The organism is Actinoallomurus sp. NPDC052274 (assembly GCF_040679475.1).
Taxonomy (GTDB): domain Bacteria; phylum Actinomycetota; class Actinomycetes; order Streptosporangiales; family Streptosporangiaceae; genus Actinoallomurus; species Actinoallomurus liliacearum.
Window position 1 is genome coordinate 77,932 of record NZ_JBFAUT010000020.1, and the last position, 15,375, is coordinate 93,306.

At 71.3% G+C, this 15,375-nt stretch carries 15 protein-coding genes; 11 read left to right on the top strand and 4 right to left on the bottom strand.

Translation table 11 applies throughout. From position 1 onward, the window contains the following. Positions 1-23: 23 nt before the first annotated feature. Positions 24-701, bottom strand: coding sequence for a GntR family transcriptional regulator (locus AB0K82_RS19030; RefSeq protein ID WP_364398503.1), 678 nt, complete (start codon positions 699-701; stop codon positions 24-26). Between the two features lie 107 nt (positions 702-808). On the opposite strand from AB0K82_RS19030, the gene AB0K82_RS19035 reads away from it, so the two are divergent. Genes AB0K82_RS19035 through AB0K82_RS19080 form a run of 10 tightly spaced genes read left to right on the top strand, consistent with a single transcriptional unit; the run spans position 809 to position 11,738 of the window. Next, positions 809-1,858 (top strand): substrate-binding domain-containing protein, encoded by a 1,050-nt coding sequence (locus AB0K82_RS19035; RefSeq protein ID WP_364398505.1) that lies wholly within the window; start codon positions 809-811, stop codon positions 1,856-1,858. A gap of 58 nt (positions 1,859-1,916) precedes the next feature. Next, on the top strand, positions 1,917-3,002 hold the full coding sequence (locus AB0K82_RS19040; protein ID WP_364398506.1) for a mandelate racemase/muconate lactonizing enzyme family protein: 1,086 nt from the start codon (positions 1,917-1,919) through the stop codon (positions 3,000-3,002). Beyond that, complete coding sequence (locus AB0K82_RS19045) at positions 3,002-4,105, top strand: ABC transporter permease (RefSeq protein ID WP_364398507.1); 1,104 nt, start codon at positions 3,002-3,004, stop codon at positions 4,103-4,105. The genes AB0K82_RS19040 and AB0K82_RS19045 overlap by 1 nt, the downstream gene beginning before the upstream one ends. Beyond that, positions 4,102-5,091, top strand: coding sequence for an ABC transporter permease (locus AB0K82_RS19050; protein WP_364398509.1), 990 nt, complete (start codon positions 4,102-4,104; stop codon positions 5,089-5,091). The genes AB0K82_RS19045 and AB0K82_RS19050 overlap by 4 nt, the downstream gene beginning before the upstream one ends. After that, positions 5,088-6,599, top strand: a complete 1,512-nt coding sequence (locus AB0K82_RS19055; protein ID WP_364398511.1) for a sugar ABC transporter ATP-binding protein — start codon at positions 5,088-5,090, stop codon at positions 6,597-6,599. The genes AB0K82_RS19050 and AB0K82_RS19055 overlap by 4 nt, the downstream gene beginning before the upstream one ends. Next, on the top strand, positions 6,596-7,588 hold the full coding sequence (locus AB0K82_RS19060; RefSeq protein ID WP_364398513.1) for an aldo/keto reductase: 993 nt from the start codon (positions 6,596-6,598) through the stop codon (positions 7,586-7,588). Before AB0K82_RS19055 ends, AB0K82_RS19060 begins: the two co-directional genes overlap by 4 nt. Next, positions 7,585-8,418, top strand: a complete 834-nt coding sequence (locus AB0K82_RS19065; RefSeq protein ID WP_364398515.1) for an amidohydrolase family protein — start codon at positions 7,585-7,587, stop codon at positions 8,416-8,418. Before AB0K82_RS19060 ends, AB0K82_RS19065 begins: the two co-directional genes overlap by 4 nt. Continuing rightward, positions 8,415-9,260 carry a fumarylacetoacetate hydrolase family protein gene (locus tag AB0K82_RS19070; RefSeq protein ID WP_364398517.1) on the top strand — a complete coding sequence of 282 codons (846 nt, stop codon included), beginning with the start codon at positions 8,415-8,417 and terminating at the stop codon, positions 9,258-9,260. The genes AB0K82_RS19065 and AB0K82_RS19070 overlap by 4 nt, the downstream gene beginning before the upstream one ends. A gap of 49 nt (positions 9,261-9,309) precedes the next feature. Continuing rightward, entirely contained in the window at positions 9,310-10,977 is a 1,668-nt protein-coding gene (locus tag AB0K82_RS19075) for an aldehyde ferredoxin oxidoreductase N-terminal domain-containing protein (protein WP_364398519.1), read from the top strand. A gap of 14 nt (positions 10,978-10,991) precedes the next feature. Continuing rightward, on the top strand, positions 10,992-11,738 hold the full coding sequence (locus tag AB0K82_RS19080; RefSeq protein ID WP_364398521.1) for an SDR family oxidoreductase: 747 nt from the start codon (positions 10,992-10,994) through the stop codon (positions 11,736-11,738). Here AB0K82_RS19080 and AB0K82_RS19085 read toward each other — a convergent pair. Then, entirely contained in the window at positions 11,735-12,157 is a 423-nt protein-coding gene (locus tag AB0K82_RS19085) for a LysR family transcriptional regulator substrate-binding protein (RefSeq protein WP_364398522.1), read from the bottom strand. The two genes, AB0K82_RS19080 and AB0K82_RS19085, sit on opposite strands and share 4 nt — an antisense overlap. 208 nt (positions 12,158-12,365) lie before the next feature. Beyond that, positions 12,366-13,118, bottom strand: coding sequence for an SDR family oxidoreductase (locus AB0K82_RS19090; RefSeq protein ID WP_364398524.1), 753 nt, complete (start codon positions 13,116-13,118; stop codon positions 12,366-12,368). On the opposite strand from AB0K82_RS19090, the gene AB0K82_RS19095 reads away from it, so the two are divergent. Further along, complete coding sequence (locus tag AB0K82_RS19095; RefSeq protein ID WP_364398526.1) at positions 13,047-14,330, top strand: alpha-galactosidase; 1,284 nt, start codon at positions 13,047-13,049, stop codon at positions 14,328-14,330. The genes AB0K82_RS19090 and AB0K82_RS19095 overlap by 72 nt on opposite strands. Positions 14,331-14,495: 165 nt before the next feature. Here the strand turns inward: AB0K82_RS19095 and AB0K82_RS19100 are convergent, their stop codons facing one another. Beyond that, positions 14,496-15,368, bottom strand: a complete 873-nt coding sequence (locus AB0K82_RS19100) for an amidohydrolase family protein (protein WP_364398527.1) — start codon at positions 15,366-15,368, stop codon at positions 14,496-14,498. Positions 15,369-15,375 lie beyond the last annotated feature (7 nt).

A 15,375-nucleotide genomic window follows, 5' to 3' on the forward strand; every position in this document is an offset into this window, starting at 1 on the left:
GAGGGGGCCGAGCGGGGCGTCGGTCAGTCGAACGCCACGAGGTGACGTTTGCGCCCCTCGACCAGGTGGGCGCGCATGGCCGCCTCCGCCGCATCCGGGTCGGCGGCCCGGATCGCGGCCGCGATGCGACGGTGCTCGTCGCCGGTCGCTCCGCTCTTCGCGTACGGGAAGTAGAGCCGGTTAAGGTGCAGGTGCGCGTGCAGTCGCGTGATGCCGTCGCGGAGCAGCGGATTGGCCGCGGCGCTCGCGACGAGGTCGTGGAAGCGCGCGTCGAGTGCGGTGAACGCCGCGTAGGAGGAGCGGTCGCCTGGAGTCGGGCCGTCCAGCGGCGCCGCCTGTTCGGATTCGGCGACGATCGCGTCGCGCGTCGCGTCATCGGCGCGTTCGGCGGCCCACCGCGCGGACGTGCCTTCGAGCACGAGCCGCATATCGAACATGTCGATGAACTCCTGCTTGGTCAGCAGCGGACTCACCGTATAACCGGCGAGCGCGCGTTTGCGGACCAGCCCGTCGGACTCCAGCCGGGCGAGCGCCTCCCGGACCGGCGTCGGTGAAACCTCCAGCTCGCGAGCCAGTGCGTCGATGTTGACGCGGTCACCCGGAGCGAGCGTGTGCTCCATGACCAGCGTCTTGATCGCTTCGTAGACGTCGTCGCCCAGCGTCGAACGCCGTACCGGAGAGATCCGAGCGCGGCCTGTCATGCGGCCGAGTTTCCCACGAGCAGACCCTTGACCTGGTTCATGTTGCTGAGTATACATCTACGAAACTTCCTATAGGATCCACGATCCCCATCCAGGAGGGGTGTGTCATGTCACCCTTGGTTCGACTCGGGTCGATCGCCGCGACGCTCGCGCTGGCCGTCTCGGTGACCGGCTGCAGCAAGAGAAGCGACACGACGGCGTCCTCAACCGCGTTGAAGCCGGCGCAGGTGAAAGTCGCGCTCGTTTCCGGTGGTTCGCACCCCTACTTCCAGCCGTGGAAGACGTCCGGCACCCAGGCCAAGGCCGACTTCGGTCTCGGAGGTGTCACCTTCAACGAGAACTCCGGCTGGGACCAGACGAAACAGAACAACGTCCTTACGTCCCTGGCCGCGCAGGGGTACAACGCGTTCGGGGTGTTCGGGGTCGCGCCGGAGAACATCAACACCACGTTCGACAGCCTGAAGCGCCAGCGCTTCCACGTGGCCTCGCTCGGATCGTGCCCGGCGGGCTCGGCCGACGACGCCGACTTCTGTCTCGCCACGGACGTGCAGCAGGCGGCGTACAAGGCCACCCGGGCGGCGATCACCGCGATGGGCGGGAAGGGCAACCTGGTCCACCTGACCGGGAACAAGACCGATTCCAACACCCAGCGTCGTATGGCCGGTGTGCGGCAGGCCGTCGCCGAGACCCACGGACAGGTCAAGCTCGTCGAGACGCGCACCGACATCGACACCGACCTGCAGACCGCGCAGAAGGCCGTCGCCGACCTGATCGCCGCGAAGGGCACGCGGTTGGGCGGCATCGTCAACACCGCCTACAACCCCGCGGTAGCCTCCGCCGCCGCCGTGAAGCACGCCCACCTGCCGATCAAGGTCGTCGCGATCGACGACGATCCGACCGTGCTCGCCGACATTCGCGACGGCTCGGTCGCGGCGACCGTCGTCCAGAACCCGGTCGGTCAGGCCTACGTCGGCTCCTACGCCCTGATGAAGCTGTCCACGGGCTGCACGATGAAGCAGGCGGGCCTCGCCATCGACTCGGGCTCGTTCGTGGTCGACAAGAAGAACGCCGGCAGCTACGACACCCAGCGCCAGGCCACCACGAAGACGTTGAAGTCCGACTTCGACGCCAAGTACCTGAACTGCCCCGCCAAGTAAGCCCCGACGCTCCCGGGACGGCCTTCCGTCGTTCCGCGAGCCGGCCCGAGGAGTCCCTTTGCCTCGCATCACCAGCGCCCAGGCGTACCTCATCGACCTCGCCGTCGAACGGGTCCGCACCGACGCCGTCCAGTCATTCGTGAAGCAGGAGACGATCTTCGTAGACATCACCACCGACGACGGCGGGACCGGCACCGGGTACTCGTACACCATCGGCACCGGCGGCAAGGCGGTTCTCGCGCTGCTGCGGGACAGCATGCTCGACCACCTCATCGGCGCCGATCCGCGCCGGGTCGAGGCGATCTGGCACGAGTTGTACGCCGCGAACCGCTCCACCACGGTCGGCGCCATCACCTCGCTCGCGCTCGCCGCCGTCGACACCGCGCTGTGGGACTGGCGGTGCCGCGCCGCCGGCGCTCCGCTGTGGATCCTCGCCGGCGGCGCGAAGGACCGGATCCCGCTCTATGACACCGAGGGCGGCTGGCTGCACCTGAGCGCCGACGAACTGGTCGCCGGGGCGAAGGCGAGCCAGGTGACCGGCCTGCCCGGCGTGAAGATCAAGATCGGCCGGCCGCCCGCCGAGGACGCGTACCGGCTGGCCGCGGTACGGGACGCGGTCGGCCCGGACTTCGACATCATGGTGGACGCGAATCAGTCGCAGACCGCCGCCGACGCGATTCGCCGCGCACGGCTGCTGGAGCCGTACGACCCCTACTGGTTCGAGGAGCCGCTGCCCGCCGACGACGTCTCCGGCCACGCCGCGCTCGCCGCCGCGACCAGCGTGCCGGTCGCGGTCGGCGAGTCGATGTACTCGATCAGCCAGTTCGCCGAATACCTCAGGCGCGGTGCCGCCGGCGTCCTCCAGGTCGACGTGGCGCGGGTCGGTGGCATCACGCCGTGGCTGAAGGTCGCGCACCTGGCCGAGGCGCACAACGTCATGGTGTGCCCGCACTTCCTCATGGAGTTGCACATCAGCCTGTGCTGCGCGGTGCCGAACAGCCGATACCTCGAACACATCCCCCAACTGCGGGCGATCACCCGGCGGGAGATCCAGGTCCACGGCGGCGAGGCCCTCGCCCCTACGGCTCCCGGCCTCGGCATCGATTGGGACCGCGACGCGATCGACGATCGGAGAGTGCAGTGATGAATCGGCTCGGCCCCGCGGGCAACGCTCCACCGCCATCGGGTGACGCGCAGGTCCCGGGCCCCGCGCCGGACCCGGCGCCGCCCGGCGGCCGCGCCGGCCGGATGCCGCTCTGGGCCAACCCCCGACTCGGCCTGCTGGCGGTGCTGGTGGTGCTGATCGCCCTGTTCACATCGCTGCGACCGACCTTCCTGGACACCCGGCTCACGCTCGTCCCGCTGCAGTCGGACATCAGCGTCTACCTGGTCGTCGGGCTGTCCCAGCTCGCGGTGCTCTCGCTCGGCCACATGAACCTGGCCGTTCCCCGAGTCGCCGCGATCAGTGCGTTCGCCGCCGGCCTGCTCTACGACAAGACCGGTGCGCCGCTGCCGCTCGACCTGCTGGCCGGGCTCGCCACCGGGGCCGCGCTCGGCGCGCTCGCCGGCCTGCTCATCGCGCGTACCGGCGTCAACTCGTTCGTGGTCACGCTCGCCATGGACTTCGCGCTCGTCGGCCTGGTGTCGCTGCTGTACTCGCACTTCACTCAGGGGGTCGCGTTCGCCCGTCAACCGGCCGGCATGGCGAGCCTGGGCGCCGACACGATGGCCGACTACTGCACCGGTGACGTGTGCGGGCCTCCGATACCGCTGCTCGTCCCGTTCGCCCTGGTCGCCCTGCTGATCGTCGGGCTCGTCTTCCGCTGGTCGAGGATCGGCCGGGAGATCCTGATGACCGGCTCGAACCAGACGGCGGCGGAGCTGTCCGGCATCCCGGTCCAGGCGCGGATCGTCCAGGCACACGCGCTGTCCGGAGCCCTCGCCGCGTTCGCCGGATTCCTGCTCGCCGCGGAGAACGGCGCGTTCTCCGCGAGCGTCGGTGGCCAGTTCCTGCTTCCGTCGTTCCTCGCGCCGGTGCTCGGGGGCACCCTGCTCGCCGGTGGCGCGGTCAGCGTGCTCGGCACGCTGCTCGGCGCCGGCATCACCCAGGTCATCTACAAGGGGCTGAACCTGTTGCAGTTCCAGATCAATCAACTCCAGCTCTACATCGGCCTGGTGCTGCTGGCCGCGCTGTCGCTGGACCGGGCCCGGCACGTGCTCGCCGAGCGGCGCGGGGTGCGGGCATGACCGCGGCCGTCGCCCCGTCGCGGGCGGGCGGAGGCGGCCGACGGATCGTCCGAGCGCCGGAGTTCACGCTCGTCTGCCTCGCCGTCGCCGGATTCGGCGCGCTGACCATCGCGACCCACGGCAACCTGCTCCAAGGCGGCACTCTCGGCGCGTTCTTCCGTTTCCTCGCGGTGCCGATCGTGATCGGTTTGTCGCAGATGGTCGTGCTCGCGATCGGCCAGATGAACCTCTCCGTCGGCGTACTGACCGGTTTCTGCGCGATGGCCGGCGCCTGGCTGATGATCGCGCAGGGCTGGCCGGCGCCGGTGGCGGTGACCGCGTCGCTCCTGCTCGGGGCGGTGGTCGGCGCGGTCAACGGTCTCCTCGTGGTGTTGACCAGGATCAACGCGTTCATCGTCACGCTCGCGACGATGACCATCGTCGACGGCCTGCGCTACGGCGTCCACGGCCCGGACACGTTCCAGGGCTACTCCCCCGGCCTGGTCGATCTCGGCCGCGCCTCAGTGCTCGGACTGCCGGTCATCTTCCTGATCGCCGTCGTCGTCGCGGTCGCGGTCGGGCTGTTCTTCGCCCGTACGGTCGCCGGCCGGCACCTGCTCGCGAGCGGCGGCAACCCGTTCTCGGCACGCCTGTCCGGCGTGTCCAACGACCGGTCGATCGTGCTCGCTCACACGATCTCGGGCCTGCTCGCGGGTGTCGCCGCCGTCCTGACGCTCGCGCTGTCCGGCTCGGTCAACGCCAGCGTCGGCGATGACCTGCTGCTGCGCAGTTTCGCGGCACCGATCATCGGCGGTGTGGCGCTGGCCGGCGGCGTGGTGGCCGTCTTCGGCACGTGCCTGGCCGCGTTCCTGGTCCGCCTCGTGGACGTCACCCAGGCGCAGTTCGGCATCGGCCAGAGCTGGGTCGATCTGATCGTCGGCGCGGTCGTGCTCGGCGCCGTCCTGGTCGGCGCGGTCCGCCAGAAGCTCACTCGGAGCAGAAAATGAAACTGTCGGCGCGGGGGTTGGTCAAGGTCTTCCCGGGCGTACGCGCGCTCGACGGCGCCACGCTGGAGGTGCGGCCCGGCAGCGTGCACGCGCTGCTCGGCGAGAACGGCGCGGGCAAGAGCACGCTGGTGAAGATCCTCACGGGCGTGCACCGGCCGGACGACGGGCACATCTCGATCGACGGTGCCGACGTCGCGTTCACCGGACCGCTCGACGCGCTCCGGGCCGGCATCGGCGTCGTGCACCAGGAGCGCAACCTGGTGCCCACGTTCACCGTCGCGGAGAACATCGTGCTGCACCGGCTGCCGAGCCGGCTCGGCCTGGTCCAGCGGCGAGAGATCCGCGCTGAGGCCCGTCGCTGCCTCGATCTGCTCGATCTCGATCTGGATCCGGACACGCCGGCCGGTGAACTGTCGGTCGCGCAGGCGCAGCTCGTCGAGATCGCGAAGGCGTTGTCGGTGGACAGCCGGCTACTGCTGCTCGACGAGCCGACCGCGTCGCTCACCGGCGACGAGGCCGACCGGCTCTACGCGATCGTCCGCAAGCTGACCACCGCGGGACACTCCGTCGTCCTGGTCAGCCACAAGCTGGAAGAGGTGTTCGCGGTCGCGGACACGGTCACCGTGCTCCGTGACGGGCGCAGCGTCGCCGAGGCACGGCCGCTGGCCGACTACACGCGGGACGCGATCGTCGACCTGATGGTCGGGCGGGCGCACGCCGCGGTCACGCTCAACGCCCGGCGCGTCGACCCGGACGCCACCCCCGCGCTGGAGCTGCGCGACGTCTCCACCGATCGCGGCCATCGGGACATCTCCCTGGCAGTCGCGCCCGGCGAGATCCTGGGACTCTACGGGCTCGTCGGCGCCGGCCGTACCGAACTCGCGAAGGCGCTGCTCGGTCTGGACCGGATCACCTCCGGCGAGGTCCGGGTGAAGGGCGCACCGGCGCGGATCCGGAGCGTCGGGGAGGCGGTCCGCCGATACCGCATCGGGTACGTTCCGGAGAACCGCAAGGAAGAGGGCCTGTTCCTGGAGCAGACCATCGCCCGCAACGTCGGCGTCACGGTCTGGCGCCGGCTGGCGAGACTCGGGTTCCTGCGGGATCGGGCCGAACGCGATCTCGTCGCGGAGTATGTCGACAAGCTCGGTATCCGCGCGGCCTCGCCACGTCAGCTCGCCGGCCGGCTCTCCGGCGGCAACCAGCAGAAGGTGAGCCTCGCCAAGTGGCTCGCCGCCGCCTGCGACATCCTCGTCATCGACGAGCCGACGGTCGGCATCGACGTACGGACCAAGGCCGCGTTCCACGAGTTGATCGCCGGTCTCGCCGAGGAGGGCCTGGCGATCCTGCTGATCTCCTCCGACCTGCCCGAGGTGGTCACGCTCGCGGACCGGATCGCCGTCGTCGGGGACTTCGCGCTCCGCGGTGAGCTGGTCAACGACCACGACTACGACCGCATGAGCCAGGCCATCATCCGCCTCATCCACGCCTTGCCGGAGGCCGCCGCATGAATCCGTTCGAGATCGTCCCGATCGGCTCTACGGGTGTGACCGTCACCCGGCTCGGCCTGGGCCTCGCCCCGATCGGCGGGCTGTATCGGTCCGTCGGCGATGACGTCGCCATGGCGACCATCGACCGGGCCTGGGCCCACGGCATCCGGTACTTCGACACCGCGCCGCTGTACGGCGCCGGCCGGTCCGAACGTCGCGCCGGTGCGGCGCTGGCCCACCGGGACCGGGACGCGTTCACCCTGTCCACGAAGGTGGGCCGGGTGCTCGTGCGAGGCGATGACGGTGACGGTGGCGGTGGCGGTGGCGGTATGTGGGCCGAGTCGACGCCCGAGACACCGCGCTTCGACTTCAGCGCCGCGGGAATCCGCCGTTCGTACGCCGACAGCCTCGCGCGCCTGGGCATGGACCGCGCCGACATCCTGCACATCCACGACCCCGACGAGCACTACGCCGACGCGATCGGCGCGGCACGACCTGCGCTCGTCGACATGCGCGCCGAAGGGCAGGTCGGCGCCATCTCGGTGGGCATGAACCAGTCGGCGATGCTGACCGCGTTCGCGCGCACTGGCGACTTCGACTGCTTCCTGCTCGCCGGCCGGTACACGCTGCTGGACCAGTCCGGGCTCGGCGACCTCCTGCCCGAGTGCCGGGCGCGGGGTCTTTCGATCATCGCCGGTGGTGTCTACAACTCCGGCATCCTGGCCGATCCGGTCGACGGCGCGACCTACGACTACCGGCCGGCGCCAGACTCGCTGCTCACCAAGGCGCGGGCGATCCGCGATATATGCGATGAGCACGGCGTACCGCTGCGCGCGGCCGCGCTGCAGTTCCCGCTCGGCCATCCGAGCGTGGCCTGCGTCGTGATCGGGATGCGTTCGCCGGCCGAGGTGGACGACGCGGTCGCGATGGCCTCGGTCGAGATCCCCGGGCGGCTGTGGCGTGACCTGATCGATGCCGGCCTGCTTCCGGACGGAGTCCCCACACCGTGATCATCGACGCGCACCACCATCTGTGGACCGCCGACTACGCCTGGCTCGCGGATCCGTCACTGACCCTGATACGGCGTGACTACACGATCGACGACCTGCGGGCTCACCTCCGGGCGGCCGGTGTCGACGCGACCGTGCTGGTCGAGGCGGGGCGCTGCGACGACGCGGAGACCCGCGAGTTCCTGTCGCTCGCGGAGAGCGCTCCCGAGATCGCGGCCGTGGTCGGCTGGGCGGCGCTGGAGGACCGCGCGCTCGCCGACACGCTGGCAGCACACCGGGCCGGGCCCGGCGGCCGATACCTGGCCGGGATCCGCGACCAGGTCCAAGGGCACCCGGACGACTTCCTGGATCGGCCCTCGGTCCGGGCCGGTCTGCGAACGGTCGCCCGCGCGGGTCTGGTCAACGAACTGGTGGTCCGGCCATCGCAACTGCCGGCGGTGGTCCGCGCGGTCGACGCGGTGCCCGACACGACCTTCGTGCTGGACCACCTCGGCAAGCCACGCGTCGCGGCGGGTCTGGACGGACTGGCCGAATGGCGGACCCTGATCGCGCCGCTCGCCGAGCGGGAGCACGTGATCGTGAAGCTGTCCGGGCTGGTCGCCGAGGCCGACTGGGCCACGTGGACGGTGGACGACCTGCGGCCGTTCGTGGAGACCGCGCTCGGCCTGTTCGGTCCGGACCGGCTGATGTTCGGTTCGGACTGGCCGGTCTGTGAGGTGGCGGCGAGCTACGAGCAGGTCGTGGACGCGATCGAGACCATCCTCGGCGGACGGCCGGAGGACGTCTTCGCCACCACCGCGACGCGCACCTACATGCTGGAGGGGAAATGAAGTACATGCGGGTGGGGCCGATCGGCGCGGAGCGCCCGGTCGCCCACACCGGGGAGCGGTATCACGACCTGTCCGGTGTCACCGCCGACGTCGACGGGGCGTTCCTGGCCGCCGGTGCCCTGGACGGTGCCGGCATCGCGGTCGAGACGCTGCCCGAGATCGACATCACCGGACTGCGAATCGGCGCGCCGATCGCGCGGCCGGGCGCGGTCCTGTGCATCGGCCAGAACTACGCGGCGCACGCGGCCGAGTCCGGCGCGCCGCCGCCCGAGGTACCGATCCTGTTCTACAAGGCCCCGAACACCGTCGTGGGGCCCTACGACGATGTGCTGATCCCGCGCGGCTCGACGAAGACCGACTGGGAGGTCGAACTCGGCGTCGTCATCGGGCGCACCGCCCGCTACCTCGACTCTCCCGAGCACGCGCTCGAGCACGTCGCGGGGTACGTCACGTCGAACGACGTCAGCGAGCGCGACTTCCAGCTCACGGTCTCCGGTGGGCAGTGGTCGAAGGGCAAGTCCTGCGAGACGTTCAACCCCCTCGGGCCGTGGCTGGTCACGCCGGAAGAGGTCGGCGACCCGAACCGGCTACGCCTGCGCTCGTCGGTCAACGACGAACCCCGGCAGGACTCCACGACCGCCGACATGATCTTCGACGTGGCGCACCTGATCTGGAGCCTCTCCCAGCACACCGTGTTGGAGCCGGGAGATCTGATCAACACGGGCACACCACAGGGCGTGGCCCTGTCCGGCCGCTTCCCGTACCTGCGTCCCGGCGACACGGTGGTCGTGGAGATCGACGGGCTCGGCGCCCAGCGCAGCACCGTGAAGGACGCACCATGAAGATCATCGCGGAGCACCCGGCTCGCTGCTCGGTCCCGGACGGCGTCGCATGGCGGTAGTACATGTCGACCTCTCCGCGCGCACGGCCTGGACCGTCGCGTCCGATCCGGCGGCAGCCGCGTACGTGCGCGGTGGACCGCTCGAGGCGCTGGAGGGACTGCTGGTCGTGCTGTCGGACGGCGGCGAGGACGTCGACCCGGTCGACGCGCCCGTCGCGCTCGTCGCGGGACCCGTCGCCGGCGTGGCCGGGCCCGGGCTGTCCCGGATCACCGCGATCGGCCTGTCGCCGCTGTCCGGCGGAATCGCCGACACGCGGGCGGAGGGCCCGTTCGCGGCCGGACTGCGCCGGACCGGCCTGACCGGCATCGTGCTGCACGGCCGGGCACCCGAGCCGGTGACGGTGCTCGTCCAGGACGGGACCGTCACACTCGTCCCGGCCGGCGGCCTGTGGGGCATGGAGACCGGTGCGGCGACCGATGCGCTGACCCGCCGCCACGGTACGGACGCGGTGGTCGCGGTCATCGGTCCCGCGGGCGAGCACGGCGTCCGGTACGCGACGGTGGTCACGTGTCGCGACCATCCGCTGCCACGGCACGGGTTCGGTGCCCTGCTCGGCGGGAAGCGGGTCAAGGCCGTCGTCTGCGTCGGCGGGTCCGTGCCGTACGTCGCCGACCCGGACGCGCTCACCCGGATCGCGGCGGCGTACGCGGACGCCGTCCCGGAGAACACCCTGACCGCCTGGCAGCGCGGCGCACCCGGGTTCGCGGTCTGGCGGGGTGAGCCGGGGTACGCGAACGTCGCGAACTTCACCGACACGCGTACCGCCGGCGGTGTCGACCCGACGGCCGCGCCGGCGCTGGAACGGGTCGCCGCGTGTCCCGGCTGCCCGACCGACTGCGTCAAGGTCTACGCCGGGGCGGCGGTCCACCAGGAGTCACTGGCCGCGCTCGGCCCCGGCGCGGGCGGCCCGGATCCGTGGACGCTCAACGCGCGCTGCCTGCAGCTCGGCCTCGACCCGGTGTCGCTGGCCGGGACCCTCGCCGCCGCCGGCATCCCGCCCGACGCGATCCCGGACACCGTGGAACGCCTCGCCCTCGGGCGTGACGACGGCGCCGGGCCGGGTGACGGCGCGGCGCGGCTCCGCGTGACCGCGGACGCGCCGATGGTCGTCAAGGGAGTGGAGCTACCGCCGTTCGATCCGCGGGTACAGCCGAATCTCGGTCTCGGGTACGCCGTGGCGCCGGTCGGGCCGCGTTACGACATCCTCGAGCACGATCTCGACTTCGACCCCGAGCGCGGGATGCCGGCCTGCTTCCCGGAAATTCGCCGCGTCGGCGTCGAGGCACCCCGGCTGCTCGGGCGCCTGGATCCCGCCGGTACCGCGGTCCTGATGCGCCTGTGGAGCGGCCTCGACGCGCTGGGCGTCTGCCTGTTCGCCGCGACACCGACCCGGCCGCTCGGATTGCGAGACGTCGAGGACCTCGTCGAGGCGGTCACCGGAGAACGCCCGGATGTGCTCGGACTCGGGGCGCGGCGCTTGTCGCTGCAGCGCCGCGTCAACCGCCTGCGCGGCCTCGGCCCTGAGCAGGACACGCTGCCCGAGCGTTTCTTCACCGAGCCGATCGAGAGCGGCCCGTACGCGGGGGCCGTCCTCGACCGTGCCTCGTTCGATCGCGCGCTGGACGTCCTACGCGAGCAACTCGGTTTCCCCTCATGAACGTGGAGAGTGAAATGACGGAATTCGACGGCCTGGTCGCGATCGTCACCGGTGGTGGATCGGGGATCGGCGCGGCCTGCGCGTCGGCGCTGCGTGCGGCGGGCGCCCGTGTCGGCGTCCTGGACCTCGACCCGCCGGCGTCGACCGACGGGGTGCGCGCGGTCCGGGCCGACGTCGCCGACGGCGCGTCGCTCGACGCCGCGGTCGAGGAGGTCGCCGACGCGTTCGGCGCCGTCGACATCCTCATCAACTGTGCCGGCGTCAGCGCCGTCGGCGACGTCACCGCGAACGACGACGCCGAGTGGGCGCGCGTCCTCGACATCAACGTCACCGGAATCGCGCGGGCTTCCCGGGCGGCGCTGCCGTACCTGCGGCGCAGTCGACACGCCGCGATCGTCAACATCTCCTCGATCGCGGCAACGGCCGGTCTGGTGCGGCGCGCACTGTACTCCGCGTCGAAAGGCGCGGTGCACGCGCTGACCCTGGCGATGGCGGCCGACCTGATCGATGCGGGGATCCGCGTCACCTGCGTCGCGCCCGGTACCGTCGACACCCCGTGGGTGGCCCGGTTGCTCGCGAAGGCCGACGATCCGTCCGCGGAGAAGGCCCGGCTGGCGGCGCGGCAACCCACCGGCCGCCTGGTGACGGCGGAGGAGGTCGCCGCCGCCGTGCTCTACCTCGCCGGCCCGTCCGCCGGCGCCACCACCGGGATGTCCCTGGCGGTCGACGGAGGCATGTCCGGGCTGCGGCTCCCCCGCTAGTTCCCAGGGATCGCCTGGACGCCGGGCGGCAGCGGTGCTCGTCCATGAGCGTCCAAGAACGCCTTGACGCCGGGAGCGTCCGCGCGCCGCCGCGTCCAGAACAGGGCGACCTCCCGGCAGGCGGCGGGAGAGTCGATGGTGCGGACGGCCAGTCCTTCGGTGCTGGTGGTCCGCAGTGCGAGGCGGTTGATCACGCCGATGCCGAAGGCGGAGCGGACCAGCGCGACCAGGGTGGTCGGCTGGTCGGTCAGGTACGCGACGTCGGCCCGCCCGGCCGCCTCGCCGAGCGTGTGGCGCAGATCGAACCCGCCGCCGTCCTCCTCGTTGCCGGCCGGGTTGCCGATGAGCGGCCGTCCCAGGATGTCGGGCGCCTCCGGCACGACGAGACCGCGATCGGCGGAGAACGGCGCGGCGCTCATCGGTCCGCTGGTCCCTGTGCCATCGCGACGAGCGTCTCGGGCTTGTTCACGTAGGTCCCCCCTTCGCGGGTCCGCGCTGTCGGTCCGATGACCCGGTGGCTGCCATTGAATAACGGAGAATCTGCCTGTCACGCCGCCCGAGGATGACCCGACCGGCGCCTCCAGGGCGCCCTCCGACCCGGTGATGCGCCGGTGACCGCCTGCGCGCTCACGCCGCCGTCATCCCGCCGTCGAGGACGAGAGCGGCTCCGTTGACGAACCGGCCGTCCGGGCCCGCGACGAAGGCGACCATGGCCGCGACCTCCTCCGGCGATCCCATCCGGCCGTCGAGCTGCCGTTCCGCCATCGCCTCACGCGCGGCGACCGGATCCGGCGCGTTCGCCAAGATCTTCGCGATCCATTCTGTCTCCACCGTACCGGGACAGATCGCCACGCAGCGGATTCCCTCGCGGGCGTGGTCCACGGCGATCGCGCGGGTGAGCCCGACCACCCCGGCCTTCGACGCGCAGTACGCCGCGCGGCGGGCCAGGCCGACCTGACCGCCCACTGAGGCGATGTTGACGATCACCCCGCTGCCGCGGTCGATCATCAACGGCAGCGTCGCCCGTGTGGTGAGGAAGGGCCCGGTGAGGTTCACCGCCAGGACGCGGTTCCAATCCTCGTCGCTCGTCTCCAGCACGGTCGCGGCCACGCCGATGCCGGCCACGTTGACCAGCACCTGCGGGGCGCCGACCGTCACCGCGATCTCCCGGGTCACCGCGCCGACGTCCAGCGGGTCGCACAGGTCCACCGGGAAGGGGTGCGCCCGCCCACCGGACTCCTGGATCCACGCATGCGTCTTGGCCAGCCCGGCGGCGTCCAGGTCCATCATCGCGACCTCGTAGCCCTCTTGGGCGAGACGCACGGCGGTGGCACGTCCAATGCCGGAGGCGGCGCCGGTCACCACGGCGACGGCGCTCATGAGCCCTCCTTCGTCGGGGGGAGAGACCGAATCCCCGATTCGCTCGCTCCGCTCGTCGACGACGGCTGGTTCCGGGGCCGGCGCGACGACACCGCCGGTCTCGGGGACTGGTTCGTGGACGAGAAGGTCTGGCCGCACGGGCTGGCGCCGCTGGTCGACCACGTCCACGGGCTCGGCATGCAGTTCGGTCTCTGGTTCGAGCCCGAGATGATCAATCTCGAGTCCCGGGTGGCCCGCGAGCACCCCGACTGGGTCCTCGGCTCGTCCGCCGGTCTCGGCCCGTCGGCCCGGCACCAGTACGTGCTGAACCTCGCCGACGAGCGGGCGTGGTCCTACGTCCTGGAACGCGTCGACGCGCTCGTCGGCCGGTACGCGATCGACTACTTGAAGTGGGATCACAATCGCGACCTGCACGAGGCGGTGTTCCGTGACGGCGCCGGTACCGACCGACCCGCGGTGCACGCGCAGACCGTGGCGCTGTACCGCCTGCTCGACGCCCTCAAGGAGAGGCCTCCGGCATTGGAGATCGAGTCGTGTGCGGGTGGCGGCGGGCGGGTCGACCTGGGGATCCTCGCGCGCACCGACCGTGTCTGGGCCTCCGACTGCAATGACCCGGTCGAACGCCAGGCGATCCAGCGCTGGACCGGCCAGCTGCTGCCGCCGGAGCTCGTCGGCGCGCATGTCGGTGCTGCGGAGGCGCACACCACGCGACGGGTGACCACGGACTCGTTCCGCCTGATCACCGCGCTGTTCGGGCACGCCGGCATCGAGACGGACCTCACGCGATGCTCCCCGGAGGAGCTGGAGCGGCTGGCGTCATGGGCGGCCCTGTATCGGGAGTTCCGCCCGCTGCTGCACCATGGCCGGGTGGTCCGCGCGGACACCGGTGAGGACGCGACGATCCTGCACGGCGTGGTCGCGCGCGACCGGACGAGCGCGCTGTACTGCTGGGCCCGCCTAGTCACGTCCCCCGAGGCGCAGTCAGGCCGGGTGCGGCTGCCGGGCCTGGACCCGGCCGGCGACTACCGCGTACGGATCCGGACCGACGTCGGGCACCCCTCCGCGCATCAGGCGGCGCCGCCGGCATGGGTCGCCCAGGCGATGGACGGGTGGACCGCACTTCCCGGCGCGGTCCTCTGCCGGACCGGCGTTCCCATGCCCACGCTCAACCCCGAACAGGCCATGCTGATCGAGGTGCGGGCCTCGGCGTAAGGGGGACGCCGCGGCGTCGCGGTCCGAGAAGGTCGCCCGAGGATGGCCTCCGGGCCGTGCCCCCTTGCGGGTGCTCATCCGCCATGGCGACTTCCGCGCCCTCTTCGTCGAACTCTCGGCAAAAGGCAGGATGAGGCCGGGCCCCGAGGGTCCGGCCTCATCCCGTCAGTCCTTGGGCCGGTCTCCCAGCCGGTAGAAGGCGTGAGCCGTGCCGCCGAAGATCGCGGCGGTCTCGGCCGCGCTCAACGTGCCGATGGCGGCGGTCAGCCCCTCGATGACGGACTCGTACGTGCCGGCGAGCAGGCAGACGGGCCAGTCGGATCCGAACATGAGGCGGTCCGCGCCGAACCACTCGTGAACACGAGTGACGAACGGCCGGAGATCATCGGCCGTCCAGGAACTCCAGTCAGCCTCAGTGATCATGCCGGAGAGCTTCACCGTCACGTTGGGGCATCGCGCGAGAACCGGCATCCACTCGGCCCATAGCTCGTCGGCGCCCGCGGCGATCGCCGGTTTGGCGATGTGGTCGACGACGAAGTTCAGCTCCGGCAGCGCCCTGACCGTCTCGACCGCCGCCGGGAGCTCCCGCGCCCGCACCAGAAGGTCGTAGCCGAGACCACGCTCGGCCACGGCGCGCAGGCCCCGGCGCACGTCGTCACGGCACAACCAGTTCGGGTCGGGCTCGTCATGTACCTGGTGGCGGATACCGACGAGGAACCGGCCGCCATCGCCCGTGAGGAGGGCGTCCAGGGCGTCTCCCACGGCCGGCGTGGTGAGGTCGACCCAGCCGACGACTCCGCGGACGAACGGTGTCGACGCCGCGAGGTGCAGGAACTCCCGGGTCTCGTTCTCGTCCGACACGGTCTGGACGAGAACGGTCCCGGTGATGTCGGCGGCGTCGAGCAGGGGCTGCATGTCGCGCGGCCCGAACGCTCTCCGTACGGGGTCCATCTCCGGGCCGGCCATCCACGGGTAGGTGTAACGGCGCGGATCCCAGAAGTGGTGATGGGCGTCGATGCGCTCGGTGCGATCATCCATCGGATGA

Excerpts from the sequence above, each read along its gene's own strand:
- AB0K82_RS19030 (WP_364398503.1), bottom strand. The coding sequence starts at position 701 with ATGACAGGCCGCGCTCGGATCTCTCCGGTACGGCGTTCGACGCTGGGC.
- AB0K82_RS19035 (WP_364398505.1), top strand. The coding sequence starts at position 809 with ATGTCACCCTTGGTTCGACTCGGGTCGATCGCCGCGACGCTCGCGCTG.
- AB0K82_RS19045 (WP_364398507.1), top strand. The coding sequence starts at position 3,002 with ATGAATCGGCTCGGCCCCGCGGGCAACGCTCCACCGCCATCGGGTGAC.
- AB0K82_RS19050 (WP_364398509.1), top strand. The coding sequence starts at position 4,102 with ATGACCGCGGCCGTCGCCCCGTCGCGGGCGGGCGGAGGCGGCCGACGG.
- AB0K82_RS19055 (WP_364398511.1), top strand. The coding sequence starts at position 5,088 with ATGAAACTGTCGGCGCGGGGGTTGGTCAAGGTCTTCCCGGGCGTACGC.
- AB0K82_RS19060 (WP_364398513.1), top strand. The coding sequence starts at position 6,596 with ATGAATCCGTTCGAGATCGTCCCGATCGGCTCTACGGGTGTGACCGTC.
- AB0K82_RS19070 (WP_364398517.1), top strand. The coding sequence starts at position 8,415 with ATGAAGTACATGCGGGTGGGGCCGATCGGCGCGGAGCGCCCGGTCGCC.
- AB0K82_RS19075 (WP_364398519.1), top strand. The coding sequence starts at position 9,310 with ATGGCGGTAGTACATGTCGACCTCTCCGCGCGCACGGCCTGGACCGTC.
- AB0K82_RS19080 (WP_364398521.1), top strand. The coding sequence starts at position 10,992 with ATGACGGAATTCGACGGCCTGGTCGCGATCGTCACCGGTGGTGGATCG.
- AB0K82_RS19085 (WP_364398522.1), bottom strand. The coding sequence starts at position 12,157 with ATGAGCGCCGCGCCGTTCTCCGCCGATCGCGGTCTCGTCGTGCCGGAG.
- AB0K82_RS19090 (WP_364398524.1), bottom strand. The coding sequence starts at position 13,118 with ATGAGCGCCGTCGCCGTGGTGACCGGCGCCGCCTCCGGCATTGGACGT.
- AB0K82_RS19100 (WP_364398527.1), bottom strand. The coding sequence starts at position 15,368 with ATGGATGATCGCACCGAGCGCATCGACGCCCATCACCACTTCTGGGAT.